Annotated in this window: 14 protein-coding genes; 6 read left to right on the forward strand and 8 right to left on the reverse strand. The window is 58.6% G+C overall.

Features of this window, described 5'->3' with window-relative positions; translation table 11 throughout:
* The first annotated feature begins 306 nt into the window (after positions 1-306).
* The 4 genes from AC07WT_RS09000 to AC07WT_RS09015 all read left to right on the forward strand — a co-directional run bounded on the left by AC07WT_RS09000 (position 307) and on the right by AC07WT_RS09015 (position 4797).
* Positions 307-1524, forward strand: coding sequence for a polyhydroxyalkanoate depolymerase (locus AC07WT_RS09000; protein WP_494946798.1), 1218 nt, complete (start codon positions 307-309; stop codon positions 1522-1524).
* Positions 1525-1592: 68 nt separating this feature from the next.
* On the forward strand, positions 1593-1715 hold the full coding sequence (locus tag AC07WT_RS09005; protein WP_492593384.1) for a hypothetical protein: 123 nt from the start codon (positions 1593-1595) through the stop codon (positions 1713-1715).
* Between the two features lie 416 nt (positions 1716-2131).
* Positions 2132-3469: an MFS transporter gene (locus AC07WT_RS09010; protein ID WP_494946799.1), complete on the forward strand. Its 1338-nt coding sequence runs from the start codon at positions 2132-2134 to the stop codon at positions 3467-3469.
* Positions 3470-3570: 101 nt separating this feature from the next.
* Positions 3571-4797 carry a porin gene (locus AC07WT_RS09015; protein ID WP_494946800.1) on the forward strand — a complete coding sequence of 409 codons (1227 nt, stop codon included), beginning with the start codon at positions 3571-3573 and terminating at the stop codon, positions 4795-4797.
* A 205-nt stretch (positions 4798-5002) separates the two neighbouring features.
* Here the strand turns inward: AC07WT_RS09015 and maiA are convergent, their stop codons facing one another.
* The 7 genes from maiA to AC07WT_RS09050 form a co-directional block, all read right to left on the reverse strand.
* On the reverse strand, positions 5003-5671 hold the full coding sequence (maiA, locus tag AC07WT_RS09020; RefSeq protein ID WP_494946801.1) for a maleylacetoacetate isomerase: 669 nt from the start codon (positions 5669-5671) through the stop codon (positions 5003-5005).
* A gap of 22 nt (positions 5672-5693) precedes the next feature.
* Entirely contained in the window at positions 5694-6392 is a 699-nt protein-coding gene (locus tag AC07WT_RS09025) for a fumarylacetoacetate hydrolase family protein (RefSeq protein WP_494946802.1), read from the reverse strand.
* Between the two features lie 33 nt (positions 6393-6425).
* Positions 6426-7472 (reverse strand): gentisate 1,2-dioxygenase, encoded by a 1047-nt coding sequence (gene gtdA / locus AC07WT_RS09030; RefSeq protein WP_494946803.1) that lies wholly within the window; start codon positions 7470-7472, stop codon positions 6426-6428.
* A 115-nt stretch (positions 7473-7587) separates the two neighbouring features.
* Positions 7588-7899: a non-heme iron oxygenase ferredoxin subunit gene (locus AC07WT_RS09035; protein ID WP_494946804.1), complete on the reverse strand. Its 312-nt coding sequence runs from the start codon at positions 7897-7899 to the stop codon at positions 7588-7590.
* 8 nt (positions 7900-7907) lie between these two features.
* Positions 7908-8381 (reverse strand): aromatic-ring-hydroxylating dioxygenase subunit beta, encoded by a 474-nt coding sequence (locus AC07WT_RS09040; RefSeq protein ID WP_494946805.1) that lies wholly within the window; start codon positions 8379-8381, stop codon positions 7908-7910.
* Position 8382: 1 nt separating this feature from the next.
* Positions 8383-9639 carry an aromatic ring-hydroxylating dioxygenase subunit alpha gene (locus tag AC07WT_RS09045; protein WP_494946806.1) on the reverse strand — a complete coding sequence of 419 codons (1257 nt, stop codon included), beginning with the start codon at positions 9637-9639 and terminating at the stop codon, positions 8383-8385.
* A gap of 42 nt (positions 9640-9681) precedes the next feature.
* Positions 9682-10668, reverse strand: a complete 987-nt coding sequence (locus AC07WT_RS09050; RefSeq protein ID WP_494946807.1) for a 2Fe-2S iron-sulfur cluster-binding protein — start codon at positions 10666-10668, stop codon at positions 9682-9684.
* Positions 10669-10799: 131 nt separating this feature from the next.
* Here AC07WT_RS09050 and AC07WT_RS09055 point away from each other — a divergent pair, with 131 nt between their 5' ends.
* Both AC07WT_RS09055 and AC07WT_RS09060 read left to right on the forward strand, forming a co-directional pair.
* The gene (locus AC07WT_RS09055; RefSeq protein ID WP_494946808.1) at positions 10800-11702 is read left to right on the forward strand and encodes a LysR family transcriptional regulator; all 903 of its coding nucleotides are present in this window, start codon (positions 10800-10802) and stop codon (positions 11700-11702) included.
* A gap of 169 nt (positions 11703-11871) precedes the next feature.
* Positions 11872-12726 carry an urea carboxylase-associated family protein gene (locus AC07WT_RS09060; RefSeq protein ID WP_494946809.1) on the forward strand — a complete coding sequence of 285 codons (855 nt, stop codon included), beginning with the start codon at positions 11872-11874 and terminating at the stop codon, positions 12724-12726.
* Positions 12727-12981: 255 nt separating this feature from the next.
* Here the strand turns inward: AC07WT_RS09060 and AC07WT_RS09065 are convergent, their stop codons facing one another.
* Positions 12982-14025: a patatin-like phospholipase family protein gene (locus tag AC07WT_RS09065; protein WP_494946810.1), complete on the reverse strand. Its 1044-nt coding sequence runs from the start codon at positions 14023-14025 to the stop codon at positions 12982-12984.
* Positions 14026-14271 lie beyond the last annotated feature (246 nt).

Consider the following 14271-nt stretch of genomic DNA (forward strand, 5'->3'; position numbering starts at 1 on the left):
CAATTTCTCCGCTCGGCGCGATGGGAATCGCAACGTGCGACTCCAACAGGCCTTTCCGTCATACCAGCCGTAGGGAATACCTTACGAAAAATTCAGTTGATATCGGCGGCACTATCCGGCTTTCCCGACCGATACAACGGTTCGGCACACGTAAGATCATCGTCGATGCCACCGATTCAGAAAGTTGGCGGGCGTGTCCAGAACTGCTTCCGCAGACGTCCCGTGGAGCCGCGAACAATGGCCAACCGATTAACGCGAAGGACGCTTCTTCGGTCTTTCGATTTGCATGACTTTTCGAGGCCCCGAATGTTGTATGAGTTGCATGAATGGCAGAGAGCAGCGTGGGCTCCGTTCATTCCCTGGCTTCAAGTCACAGCAAACACCCTCACCCGCGCCGGCAACCCGTTTCACTCGACACCGTCCCGACAGATTGCCGCCGGCTGTGACTTGTTGGCGAGACTGTACAAGCGCTATACAAAACCGCAGTTCGGGCTGACCGAGACCGTCATTGATGGCGAGCGGGTGCCGGTGATCGAGGCCGTGGCGATGGAAAAAGCGCACTGCCGACTGGTTCACTTCGAGCGCGCGTCCACCTGCAAGCATCCTGTCGTTCTACTCGTCGCTCCGCTGTCGGGTCATCACGCGTCGCTCCTGCGTGACACCGTACGGGCCATGTTGCCGGATTTCGATGTCTATATCACTGACTGGCTCGATGCGCGCCAGGTCCCTGTCTCCGACGGAACGTTCCATCTTGATGATTACGTCGCCTATGTGCGTGAGTTCATCGACTTCCTCGGCCCGGATGTTCATGTAGTGGCGGTGTGCCAGTCCACGGTCCCCGTCCTCGCCGCCGTGGCCCTTGCAGCGGCACGAGGCGAGCCTACACCCGTGAGCGTGACCCTGATGGGCGGACCGGTCGACGCGCGCCGCAGTCCTACCGTGGTCAACCAGCTGGCCACCAGCAAACCACTCGACTGGTTCGCGCGCACATTGATCAATACAGTACCGCGTCCTCACGCCGGCGCCGGTCGGCGTGTGTACCCGGGATTCCGCCAGCATATGGCCTTCATGGCGATGAATCCCGATCGCCACCTGAAAGCACACGTCGATTACTACTTCGATGTGTCGGCGGGCAACGCGGAGGCGAGCGTCAAACATCGCCGCTTCTATGACGAGTACAACGCCGTCCTCGACATGACAGCCGACTACTATCTGGAAACGGTCCGGGTGGTTTTTCAGGAATTTTGCCTGGCTCGCGGTACCTGGCGGGTGGATGGCGAGCATGTGCGCCCGGACACTATCCGTGGGTCCGCTCTGATCACGGTCGAGGGTGAACGGGACGATATCTGCGGAGCGGGTCAAACTCACGCCGCGCACGATCTCTGCACGGCAATCGACGCAGCGCGCAAGCACCGCATCACGGTGGCGGAATGCGGTCACTACGGCATCTTTTCAGGGAGTAGCTGGCGCACGCAGATATATCCGCAGATACGCGAGCTGATTTATCGGTACCACCTGGGGTAAACAAGCGACCTCCTGCCGATGCTTCCGATCATCGGCTACCGACCCAGTGGTTCATGCTGGGAGTCAGCGTGAGCAACCTGCTGCCCCCCTTCAATGGCATCAGCGATCAGCTACGCATCCTGCGTCGAACAGACGACTTCACCAAGCTGCGCTTGCGGCATTGTCACGTCGACGTGTTGATGACGCAATAGCCGACAGTTCGGCCGACGTCGGGTCCGGCACGACGCGAGAACGGCGTTCAGGCAAGCTGGTCGCCAACTGACCTCCGACGCCGTCAATCCAGGGATAACGATGCATCCGCGTCTACGCGGCGATTCTCTATGGGATCGCCGCACTGCCCTGTTTGCCCAGATGCAAGGCTGTCTTGAGCGCAGCAACCCGGCGAATCCTCCCAAGCGTTGTTGGATCTGCGTTTCGACGACGCGTGCGCCACAACCAGGTAACCCGATCGGCTGCAAGTTAGAACCCGTCTTCGCCAGATGCCATACCGCCAGATGCGAAATAACTATCGTGAATAGGCAATATGCGCTGGCCTCCCGTAGACGGCGGCAAGACCGCCCGATTACTTTGGAGGCCAGAGATAAAAATCACATTCTGGAGACATGCAATGAAGACCTCTTCGCTGGTCATCGACGTCCGCGCCTGGCTGGACGCGCAACCTTTCTCACTGTTTCAATGGCGGGTCGTGTTCCTTTGTTTCTGCATCGTCGCTGTCGACGGTTTCGACACTGCCTGCGTCGGCTTTATCGCACCCGCATTGATGCACGATTGGCATATCGGCCCTTCCGTGCTGGGTCCGCTGTTCGGCGCCGGATTGGCCGGCCTGATGATCGGTGCGTTGGCGTTCGGTCCACTTGCCGATCGAATTGGGCGCAAGAAGACACTGATCGCCACGGTGGCGTTCTTCGGCGTCGCAAGCCTCGCAGCAGCGTACGCGCCAAGCATCGAGTTCCTTATCGCTCTGCGTTTCGTCACCGGCCTCGGTCTCGGAGGCGCGATGCCGAACGCCATCGCGCTGACCTCGGAGTATTGCCCCGAACGCCGGAAGTCTTTTCTCACGACGGTCATGTTCTGCGGATTCACGATGGGATCCGGCTTGGGCGGCGTCGTCGCAGCTCAACTGTTGCCCGACCACGGATGGCGAAGTGTGCTCATTTTTGGGGGCGTGCTTCCTTTGGCGCTGGTGCCGCTCCTCGCGGCGCTGCTCCCTGAATCGGTACGGTTCATGGTATCGCGCGGATTTGAATCGACCCGGATTGGGCCGCTTCTGTCGCGCATCGCCCCCGTTCAGTACGACGACAATACTCATTTTTCCCTGCGGGAAGCTAAAGCCGACGGCTCGCCGGTCCGACAGCTTTTTGCTGCCGGCTTTCGGCGCGGCACCTTGCTGCTCTGGAGTGTTTTCTTCATGAGCCTGTTCATTGTTTATCTCATGACGAATTGGCTGCCGACGCTCATCCATAGCTCTGGCTTGTCCCTCGCCGCCGCGGCAAGGATCGCAATTCTTTATCAGGTAGGCGGCACCGTCGGCGCGCTCGTCATTGGTTTTTTGATGGACCGCTTCCCGCCGACCATCGTGCTCGGTTCCGCGTATGCGGCCGGCACGCTTTTCCTCATGGCGACGGGCTGCGCACAGGGCCCACTGCTGGGCGCTGCGGTCACAGGCGTCGGCTTCTGCATTAGCGGCTCACAAGTGGGCGCCAATGCATTCGCGGCTCGCTACTATCCCACGACGAGCCGGGTCACTGGTGTCAGTTGGGCACTCGGAGTCGGTCGCTTCGGGTCGGTCTGCGGCGCACTCGTCGGCGGAGTACTTCTTGCGGCGAACATCAGCTTCTCCCTCCTCTTCCTCATCGTTGCCGTTCCAGCTGCGATCGCCTCGGTTGCGATCTATGCATGCGGCCTCCAGCCAGGCAGTCGCAGCGCCCAATCCGCTGTCGTCTAAGGTCGTCTGACGCCGGTTAGATCTGCATGGCATCGACAACGCTGTAACCCGTGTGCCTCCTCGAGGCACACATTCCTTCCCTACAAAAATCGGAGACTTCCATGAAGAGGTATTCTGCTGCCTGCCTTATTGCCGTTACGGCGGGAACCGCTCATGCCCAAAGCAGCGTCACGCTGTACGGTTTGATCGATGTCGGCGTGACTTATACAAACAACGCGCAAACCGGCAAAGCAAATGGCCGCAATACCGGCGCCAGTCAGGTTGCGCTGACGGATGCGCACACCACGGGTCTGTCGGGGAGCCGCTGGGGTCTTCGTGGCACAGAAGATCTGGGGGGCGGCCTAAAGGCTATCTTCGTACTGGAAAATGGGTTCATGGTGAACAGCGGCGCCTTCGCACAAGGCGGGGCGGAATTCGGGCGGCAGGCCTATGTGGGACTATTGTCGGCAAACTACGGCACCATGACGGCGGGCCGTCAGTACGACCCGCTTGTTGAGTCTGTCCAGCAGTTTTCGGCGTCAGGGTATTGGGGTGGCTACATGTCCTCGCACCTGAACGACATCGACAACCTGAGCAACACGAACCGTATCAATAACTCGATCAAATACACTACGCCGACTTTCCACGGTATCCGCGCGGGTGGCCTGTATAGCTTCGGCGGCGTCGCAGGTAGCAAGACGCAGAATCAGATCTGGTCTCTGGGCATGAACTATAACGGCGGCTCTCTCTCGTTAGGAGCGGGATACCTGAATGCCCGTGATCCAAATGTCTCCTTCTATGGCAACACGCCAAACAAGGGACTCGCCACTGCCAACAATATCGGCTCTTTCGGCTCTACTACCGCACCGGAGGCTTCTCCGGGTTCAGCGGGATACGCTTCAGCCAAGACACTCGAGATTATCGGCGGCGGTGCGGCTTACAAGATCAGCCAAACCACCATCAGTGCGGTGGTGACGAACACGCGCTTCGGATCGCTCGGCTCGTCGTCCGGTCCGAACCCACTTCACTACTCGGGCAATGCCATTTTTACCAGCGCAGAGCTTGGCGTTCGAACCATGATCACACCAGCGCTGCTCACAGGTATCGCTTTCGATTACACGCAGCGCAACTCAGTCAACGGGGACGGAGGCGCGAAATATCTTCAGCTTGATCTGGGAGCCGACTATAACCTCTCGAAGAGGACCGATGTCTATGCCCTTGCAGTACTTCAAAAGGCAAACGGTCGCGACTCATTGGGCCAGTCTGCTGTAGCTAACATTAGCGGATTCACGCCGTCGGCAACCGATAAACAGATCGGCCTGCGTCTGGGTCTTCGACATAAATTCTGAATACCTCGACCATCGCCCGCGCCTTCGTCAACCAGTCCGCACGCAGGCATTTCGCTTGCGAACGCGGGCGACTGGTGGGCGATAAATTTGTCCAATAGGCGAAGTTGCTGGCGACGAGCTGGAAGAGTTTGTGGGACGTCGCCTTCCATCTGCATTCATATTTGCAAATGGAAGGCTGCCTCCTTTTTCTTTTCGCCTGGCTTTATCAAGCCGACACGTAATCGGGCTGGTTCTGCGGCTTCGCACGCTCGAACGCGGGATGTTCATTCGCGTGCTGATAGATCCTGAGGCTCCTCGTATAAGCGCTCATATCGCACCCCATTCTCTGCGCGTTGGCAAATTGCGGCACGAGGCACACATCGGCTAGCGTAGGCTTCGCGCCGAAGCACCACGGACCAGCGGCGCCACGGGCAGCAGTTTCAGCATCGGCGCGCGCGAGCAGGCGCTCAACGCTCGTCATACCCTCGGCGATCCAGTGCCGATACCACGCATCCTTCTGCTCGGGCGTCACCTTCAGCTCATCCTGCAGATACCGCAGCACGCGCAGATTGTTGAGCGGATGAATATCGCACGCGATCAGGTTTGACAACTCAAGCACTCGCGCCCGCTCGTGCGCATCGTCGGGAATCAGGCGTGGCTCCGGATGGCGCTCATCGAGGTAGTCGATGATCGCGAGCGACTGGCCAAGGCGGAACTCGCCGTCGACCAGTGCGGGCACCGCTGCTGAAGGATTGATTTCAGCGACGTAACGAGCGTCGCGATGTGCGCCGGTGCGGATGTTGACTTGCCCGTACGAAAAATCGAGACCCTTCAGCGCAAGCGCGATGCGCACGCGGTACGACGTCGAACTATTGAAAAAGCTGTAGAGCTCCACGGCAACACCCTCCTGAGCACGGTCAAACAACACGCACGGTCAGCTCGCCGAGCCGCTCAACACCGACTTTTATCGTGTCGCCGGTTCTGACCGCGCCGACGCCCTCCGGAGTGCCCGTGAAGATCACATCGCCGGGTTCAAGGCGGAAGAACTGCGACAGGTAAGCAACCGTTTCCGCAACCGACCAGATCAGGTGCGACACGTCACTCTTCTGCTTCGTTTCACCATTCACCGTGAGCCACAAGCCTGCGTTCTCGAAGTGACCAACGCTCGTAACCGGGTGAATCGGACCCAGCGGCGCGGAGCGGTCAAATGCTTTGCCCAGCTCCCACGGTCTGCCCATTTCACGCATTTTCATCTGCAAGTCACGGCGCGTCATATCCAGACCGACCGCATAGCCCCAGACGTAGTCGAGTGATTTTTCGACGGGAATGTCTGAGCCGCCCTTGCCGATCACCGCGACGAGTTCCGCTTCGTAGTGATAGTTCGACGTTTGCGACGGGTATTCGAGATCGAGCGTTTCGCCGTACGCAACCGGTACCACCGCGTCAGCCGGCTTGCAGAAGAAGAACGGCGGCTCGCGATCCGGATCGAAACCCATCTCGCGAGCGTGTGCCGCATAGTTACGGCCGACGCAATAGACGCGGCGCACAGCGAACTTGTCGTCCCCGCCGACGACAGGAACAGCGACGGGCGCCTCTGGAGTGAAAACGAATGCCATAGTGTTCAACCTGAAAAATAGTTAAAAGTGACTTCAAGCGCGCTCTTCGCGTAGCAAATTCAGTGCAGCCAGGACCGGACGATCCGAGTAGCTGAACAGCACCGCGTCGCTGTTCGCGTCGAGACGCACCTGTGCCCACGAAGGCGCGACGAAAACGTCGTGCGGCTCGAACGTGAAAGTCTGTTCGCCGATATGTGCCGCGCCGCGCCCTTCCACAACGCAGTAAACGGTTGCATCGGTACTGCGATAAGTCCGCCCGCGAAATCCGCCCGGCAGGAACTGCATGAAGGTAGCAATGGTCGGCATCGGATAGCCGCCCGTCGCAGGATTCACGTAACGCAGCTTTACACCGTCCCACTCGTCGTGCTCGCCGTTGCGGTACAGGCGATCGAGCGCCTCGCGGCTGCGTTCGTACGGGTAGCTGAAAATCGGCGACGTGGGATCCTCTACCTTGTGCCGAACCGGCAGCATGTTGTGGCCATAGCGAGCAAAGCTGTCACCCTTGGGCCGAGTAACAGGCTGCGTCGCTTCGGGAAAACTCTCTGCGAAACCCGCGTCCAGATGCGCGACAAGCGGGATATCGAGCCCATCGAGCCAGACCACCGGTACACCGCGCTCCTCAACCGTCAAATTGCCGTGGTCGTGCCAGGTCCACGACGGCGTAATAATGAAGTCGCCCGGGCGCATCACCGTGCGCTCGCCATTGACGGCGGTCCATGCGCTCTCACCTTCTACAATGAAGCGCAAAGCCGACTGGGTATGACGATGGCTCGGCGCAATCTCGCCGGGTAGGATTAGCTGGAGGCCCGCATAAAGATTTGGCGTCATGCTCGACTTGCCGGGCAGGCCGGGATTCTCGAGGATCAGCACGCGGCGCACCGCTTCTTCCGCGCTGATCAGCGCCCCGGACTGCAAGACGAGGTGACGTATCTGCGCGTATTTCCAGATCGCGGCAACGGCATGCGGCTTGGGCTGCTTCGGAACGAGGTTGTGCAGCGATTCCCACAACGGGGCCAATTTTTGCTGGGCGATCTGTCCGTAATAAGCCGCGCGTTGTTCGAATTGCGTATTTGCGGTCATACACGTCTCCGGTGATTGGATCGGCGACGCCCCCTGTAGTGCAAATTGTTCCGACATTGCGGCTAGCGGGACGTCAGGGATTTAACTTCGAGACACTTCCAAGGCTCGGCACAATCTAGATCTGGACGAAGACGCTGCCATCCTCGATCTTCACGGGATATGCCTTGATGTCCGCGGTCAGCGGTTCACACATCGCCTTCCCGTTGCGGATATCGAAACGTCCCTGATGCAGCGGACACTCGATTTCGTGCCCTTCCAGAAAACCGTCACACAATCGCGCGTGGCCATGCGTGCAGATGTTGTCCGTGGCGAATACGTCTCCGTCTACGCCGTAGATCGCGAGCTCCTTCCCGCTAGCTTGTATCGCGACGACGTCGTCATTCGGGACTGCAACCAGCTCGATGACCTTGGTCCATTGTTGTGTCATGGCAAACCTCAAATCGGATAAATCAGCGAGTTGGCGATCATTTCGCTATCGAAAACGCACACGCGCGATTCAAATTTCAGGCCGTCGTCCGTGCGGCGAATCGTGTCGATGTAGCGACCGACGTTGAAAACGGTGGAAATCTCATCGGGCTTGGTACGAAAGACGGCATAGTTCGCCTCGGAACGAATACGCTCCTGGTCTACGTGCAGGATGCGTGGGGTACCCACAACATGCCTCTGGTAGTACGGATCGTGAAAGATCGTCTCCGTCATGCCGTAGACCCGATCTTTCAACATGCCGCGGCTTTCGAATGCCAAGGTCGCGAGCGGGTGGCCCCGGTCGAAGTTCTCACGAGGCTGTACCTTGTACTCGCACTCTTCCGTAAAGAACGCTAGCCACTTATCCCATTCGTTGTTATCAATGGCAGATGCGTAGTCCGAGTAAAGCGCTAGCAGTTGTTGGTATGTAGTGAAATCGAGCATCTCAAACCTCCATGACACTGCGCCAGTAGTCATACATCCCGCGAATCAGCGTTTCGGTCACCATGTGATCGGCGTCGGCCACTTCGCGGCCGCCCAGTTCGGCAATCGTTCGATGGAACGGCTTCTGCTCAAAACCCTCCTGCGAGAACTCGATGACTTCTCCGTCGTCGGCGGAAACAAAGCCAGCCGGGCCGAACAGGTTGGCCTGACGAAGTCGACGCCGCGTCATCTCTTCGCTGTCGTCTTCGAAGCCGAAATGCGTCCACACGAAATCGAATGCTCCGTGGCCGTTAGGCTGAATGTGTCGCGTCGACACGGAGTTGACCTGCTGCTGGATGATCACGCTTGGAAACAGCGTCATCATGACGGCCGTCGGTTCGCCCCACCAATCTTCCTTGACGATATCGAGAATTCGAGCGTCATTCAGGTGCATCTGTTCCTTGAAGCTCGAGACGCCAGACGTCACTTCGCTTTTGCCTGCGGCACCGCGTGTCGAGATCATGGCTGCGTGACGGAAGTGCTCATCCATCTTCAGTTCCGACTTATTGTCGGCTCGCCATAGCCCGAACGTGACGAACCACGTGTGCAGCAGTCCGGGGTGGTAGGGATCCTTGATATTCTCCTGCATCAACTTCCAGTTGCCCGGAATGCGCTGCCGGTTGTAGCCGAGAATAGTCAGCTTGCGTCCGTCGAAGACGCGATCGAAGTAGCGCAGGATCGTCGGACCCAGATACTCCTCCAGCGGCAGAACGTCGTGATCGAAAGAGGCAAACACGACGCCGTTACGCGCTGCGACCTTCAGCCTGGTGAGGCCGTGCGCTTTCGGATCGAAATCGGCGGGCATACCGCCGTTGACCTTGCCATCGAGCTTCACGCCGCGACGGAACGGAACGCCAACCAGATTGCCCTTCAGGTCGTAGTTCCACTGGTGATAGGGGCAGGTGAAGTCTTTTCGGTTGCCCGACTTCTCACGGCAAAATTGAACGCCCCGATGTGCGCAAACATTCTCCACCGCATAGATTTCGCCATCGGCTGCCCGGCTGATGATAACGGACCGCTCGCCGATAACCGTTCGCTTGAAATCGCCTGGGTTCGGGATCTCTGCTTCGAGAGCGACGTAGCACCAGTGACCCGAGTAAAAGAAACGCTCGAGCTCGCGGCGATAGACGTCTTCGTCTGTGTATGCCCAGAATGGAATGCGGCTCGAGCCTTCCCCCTTCCACTCCGATTTCTTGAATACAACGGGAGCCTCGTTCATACCTGTCTCCTATGATTGAATTTCTTTGACGCTGCGGGTCCGTCAGACGCCACTTGGATAAAAAGCATCGGCGTAGATGCGTTCAGGCTCGACACCCTTCTGCCTGAGCAGTATCGATGCCGCGTCGACCATGACCGGAGCGCCGGCGACGTACGCGCTCCAGCCGCGCATGTCACTCCAGTCGTCACCCACGGCTTGCGTTACAACACCGCTGCGGAAACCGTCCACCTTCTCACCGGACGCGACGACGACGTGAAACTTCAAGTGGGGAAGCCGGCTTTGCAACTCCCTCAACCAGGGTTCGCCGTATACGTCGATATTCGAGCGAACCCCAAAATACACGTGGACACGGTTATTCATTCCTGCGTCAGCCATGCCCCTGAGGATCGAGAGAATTGGCGCGAGTCCAGTACCGCCAGCGATACAAACGATGGGAGCAGCGTTTTTTCGGCGCAGGTATGCAGTCCCAAGCGGACCACTGATCCGCACCGGGTCACCGACTTTCAGATCGCGGGCAATGTAAGAAGTAACGCGGCCATCCGGTACAAGCCGGATATGAAACTCGATCTCTTCAGGGTTCTGCGTCACCGCCATCGAATAGGGGCGAATATGCTGTGGCGTGAACTGGAGATTCGCGTACTGACCTGGTGAAAATTCGAGCGGCCTGGACAGCCCGAGGCGCAGACGCTTGATATCGTGCGTCAGGTCTTCGATGCCGAGCACGATCGACTTCAGGATCTTCGCCGGATGAACGACCACTTCGTCCACCTCCGGAATCTCGATCGAGCAGTTTTCAACGAGGGTCGTCTGACATGCGAGCACGGACTCGCCCCGACTCAACGGTGCATTCGAGTCCCCGCTACCCGTCACCAGCACGCGGCCGGATGCGACCCGGCAGCGGCATGTGCCACAGCGGCCAGCCATGCAACTGTATGAGATGGGAATCTGGTTGGCACGCAGCACTTCGAGCAGGTTTTCGCCGGCGCGCACGTCGAGCATGCGCTGAAGCGGCAGAATAGATACTTCCATGGCGCCAGTGTCTCCGAGCTGGTCAGTGGGTGCATTCATGATGCCGCCGACAACCCTATTGATAAATAGAAACTGCTTGATAGTTGATATCACCGGTCGTGATAATGGTGATCAAAAGGAGGAGACCACGGATGGAACTTCAAGATATCGACCTCAACCTACTGGTCGTATTCAATGAGCTACTTCGGCAACGCCGTGTATCGGCAGTCGCGAACACACTAGGGATTTCCCAGCCTGCCATTAGCAACGCGCTCAATCGGCTGCGAAAACTGCTGGGGGACGAACTATTCCTCAGAACGTCGAAAGGAATGATCCCGACACCCCTGGCTGAGACGCTTGCGGAGCCCATCGGCTATGCGCTCGGTGCGATATACAACACGCTGAATGCGACATCGAACTTCGACCCAGCGTCCAGCACTCGTGCGTTCACACTGGCGATGACCGATATCGGAGAAATCTACTTTCTCCCCGCCCTCATGAAGCGGCTCGCTCAGGTTGCGCCGGGCATTTCTATCAGCACGGTGCGCAATCATGCCGACACGCTTAGCGAGGATATGGAGACGGGACGTGTCGACCTCGCAATCGGATTCCTACCCGACCTCAAGACAGGTTTCTTTCAGCGGCGTCTTTTCAGGCAGCGATACGTTTGCATCTTTCGCAAAGACCATCCACTGGCCAGGACCGGCATGACTCCAGAAGCATTCTGGCAAGCGGAGCATGTCTCGATTGTGGCGGAGGGTACAGGCCATGGCATGGTCGATACGGCCATCCAGCGCGCCGGTGTAACGCGTCACATGCGTCTGCGCGTACCGCATTTCGTGGCTGTGGGACACATCCTTCAGACGACGGATCTGATCGCCGTTGTTCCAGAGGCTTATGCGGCGAGAACACTCGCTCCGTTTGGTCTCGAGTCGGCGCCGTGTCCCATCAAGATTCCAGATATCTCGATTAACGTTCTCTGGCATGCGCGCAATCATCGCGAACCCAGCAATCAGTGGCTTCGGCAACTCATATTTGATGAGTTTTCGCTTTGAGCCGGGTTAGCGTAGCTGCGCGCCCTTTCAACCCTCGGCTGAAGGAAGCACACTCTGATTCGTTACACCCTCACTCCAATTTCATTCACCGATAACGGCCACTGCCCAAACGGGCTACAGCGCGTGGCAGGCGTAGCCTGTCCGCATGTCTTATGAAGGAGTCTCCGTCATGTTGAACTACCCCGCCGCCTATCAGTCGACCAAGGGATCCGCGCTCGACCCCGACAAAGCGTTTTATCAACGCATCGCCTCTGAGCACGATATGCGCACGCTGGTCGAATCCATCGTCGTGCCGATCCGTTCGGGTCAGGCGTGGACCGTGCCGGCCGGTCACGTGTTCCGGATTGTGACGATCGAAGGCCCGCAAGTCGCCGACCTGAACATGTGGAACCAGCACAACCCGCGCGAGCGCATGTGGGCCTCGCGCACCCGCCAGCTGCAACAGGCGCACGTCAGCACCTTCGACCGTCTTTGGTCGACCCTGCCGTTCCTGCGTCCGATGGTGACCATCACGGACGACAGCCTGGCCGACTACGGCGTCGACGAGCACGGCGGTCGCGTCCACGACCTGCTCGGCACGCGTTGCGATCCGTACGTGAACCGCATGCTGACCGGCGAGGATTTCCATTTCCACTGCCACTCGAACCTGACGCGCGCAATCGCTCCATATGGCTTGACCGAATACGACGTGCACGACGTGCTGAACGTGTTCCAGTGCACCGGGCTGAATCTCGAAGACAAGTATTTCATGAAGGCATGCCCCGCGAAGAAGGGTGATTACCTCGAGTTCTTCGCGGAAATCGACCTGCTGTGCGCGCTGTCGACCTGCCCGGGCGGCGATCTGTCGTTGCCGATGTGGGGGCCGGACGCGCGCGATCCGCTGGAGGTATGCCGTCCGCTCGGCATCGAGATCTACCGGCTCGCTCCGCAGATGCTGGAGGGATGGACCTCGCCTGCGGTCGCCGCGTACAAGGGGCAGCACGGGATGACGTTGCAGCAGCCGCAGTGGAAGTGTGGGTGTTGAGCACTAGCGGCCCCCCGATGTTGCCGGTCGAGCAATTTGCCTGGGCCGGCGGCGTTTTCTTACGCCAGCGAAGCGCATGCGCTTCAGGGGTACAACGCGGAAGCGCTTGTTGGCTAAGACGGGCGTGTCCCTAAGAGATCTGCGGATTCAGCCGGTGGATGCACTAGTTCGTGTGCTTCGGCCACGCGCAAACCCGTGTCCACGTAGGTGCCATCAGCAGGATGAAGCCCTCCCTTTTTTATGAGCGTCTTTTGCCTAAAGAAATTCCTTGCCGATGTCAACGCTCGATCGCTGGCCGATGTGGCGGTAGTTTTCCTCGAGCCATGCCCCGGCCTCGGTCCGTCCCTTGTCACGCAAAGAGCAGAGGAAGTCCCAGTCGGCGTTGTATTTGCTCGACACACCGAGTGCGGCCATTGTCTGGTCGGACCGAATCGAGTGGATCAACATTTCCTTCATTCCGCCGAGCTCAACCTTGCCTTGCTGGATCAGTTTGGTGACGAAGGCGATTGCGCGCATCTCACGCATCAGTGACGAATTGAAGCTCACTTCGTTGATGCGGTTGAGGATGTCGGCCACCGTGGTCGGTACGCCGGGGCGCACAATCGGATTGATGTGGACAATCACCACGTCTTGCGTTCTGCAGTTATAGATCAGAGGGAAAATTGCCGGGTTACCGACATAGCCGCCGTCCCAGTAGTGTTGGCCGCCGATCTCTACCGCCTGGAACAGTGTTGGCAGGCAGGCTGAAGCAAGCACCGCCTCTATACACATGTCCTGGCTAGAAAATATTCTTATTTTGCCGGTCTCGACATTAGTTGCGCATAGATATAGATGGATCGGGCAATGTCTGCGCAGCGCGGCGAAATCGACGTGTTGCTCCAGTATCTCGCGCAGCGGATTCATGTTGTGGGGATTGAACTGGTAAGGTGAGAGGATGCGAAGAACGATGTCCGCCAGCAGGTACATGGGCGAGTGGTCCAGTCCGAACGTGTGGGTTCCTTTCAACCAGGGTATCTTGCCGAAGGGATCGTAGCTCTCTGCCGATTGCGCAACGGCGCGCCAGAAGTCGTGCAGCGCCCGGCGCGCGTTTTCGGCATCACCCTTTTGTAGACCGTAGGCCAGCACGGCCGCATTCATTGCACCTGCACTGGTCGCGCTGACGCCTTCAATTTCAAGCCGGCCGTCCTCCAGCAGTCGATCAAGCACGCCCCAGGCGAACGCGCCGTGCATCCCGCCGCCTTGCAGTGCGAGTGCGATCGTCTTCTGCCCGCTCGGCCGTTTGCTGTTCTGTGCAGCCATCGAAAACCTCCTCAATGTCGGGTTCAGCCACACCCCGATTACCCACCCAACTGGCGGGTTGACCCACGCGCGTTTCAGCTTGGCTGCTGATAGACCTCGGCGCGGGTCTTGCCTTGAGCAAATGCACTCGTCAAGCGCTAGTACGACCAGAGAAAGGGGCGACCATTGAGAATTTGTTCACTTCAGACGTTCTGAACGTTTTGTGTGATGCGTAATGAGTAGACGCCGTTTCGCCGCCGGATATTC

It is taken from the genome of Paraburkholderia sp. GW821-FHT02A12 (assembly GCF_059422005.1).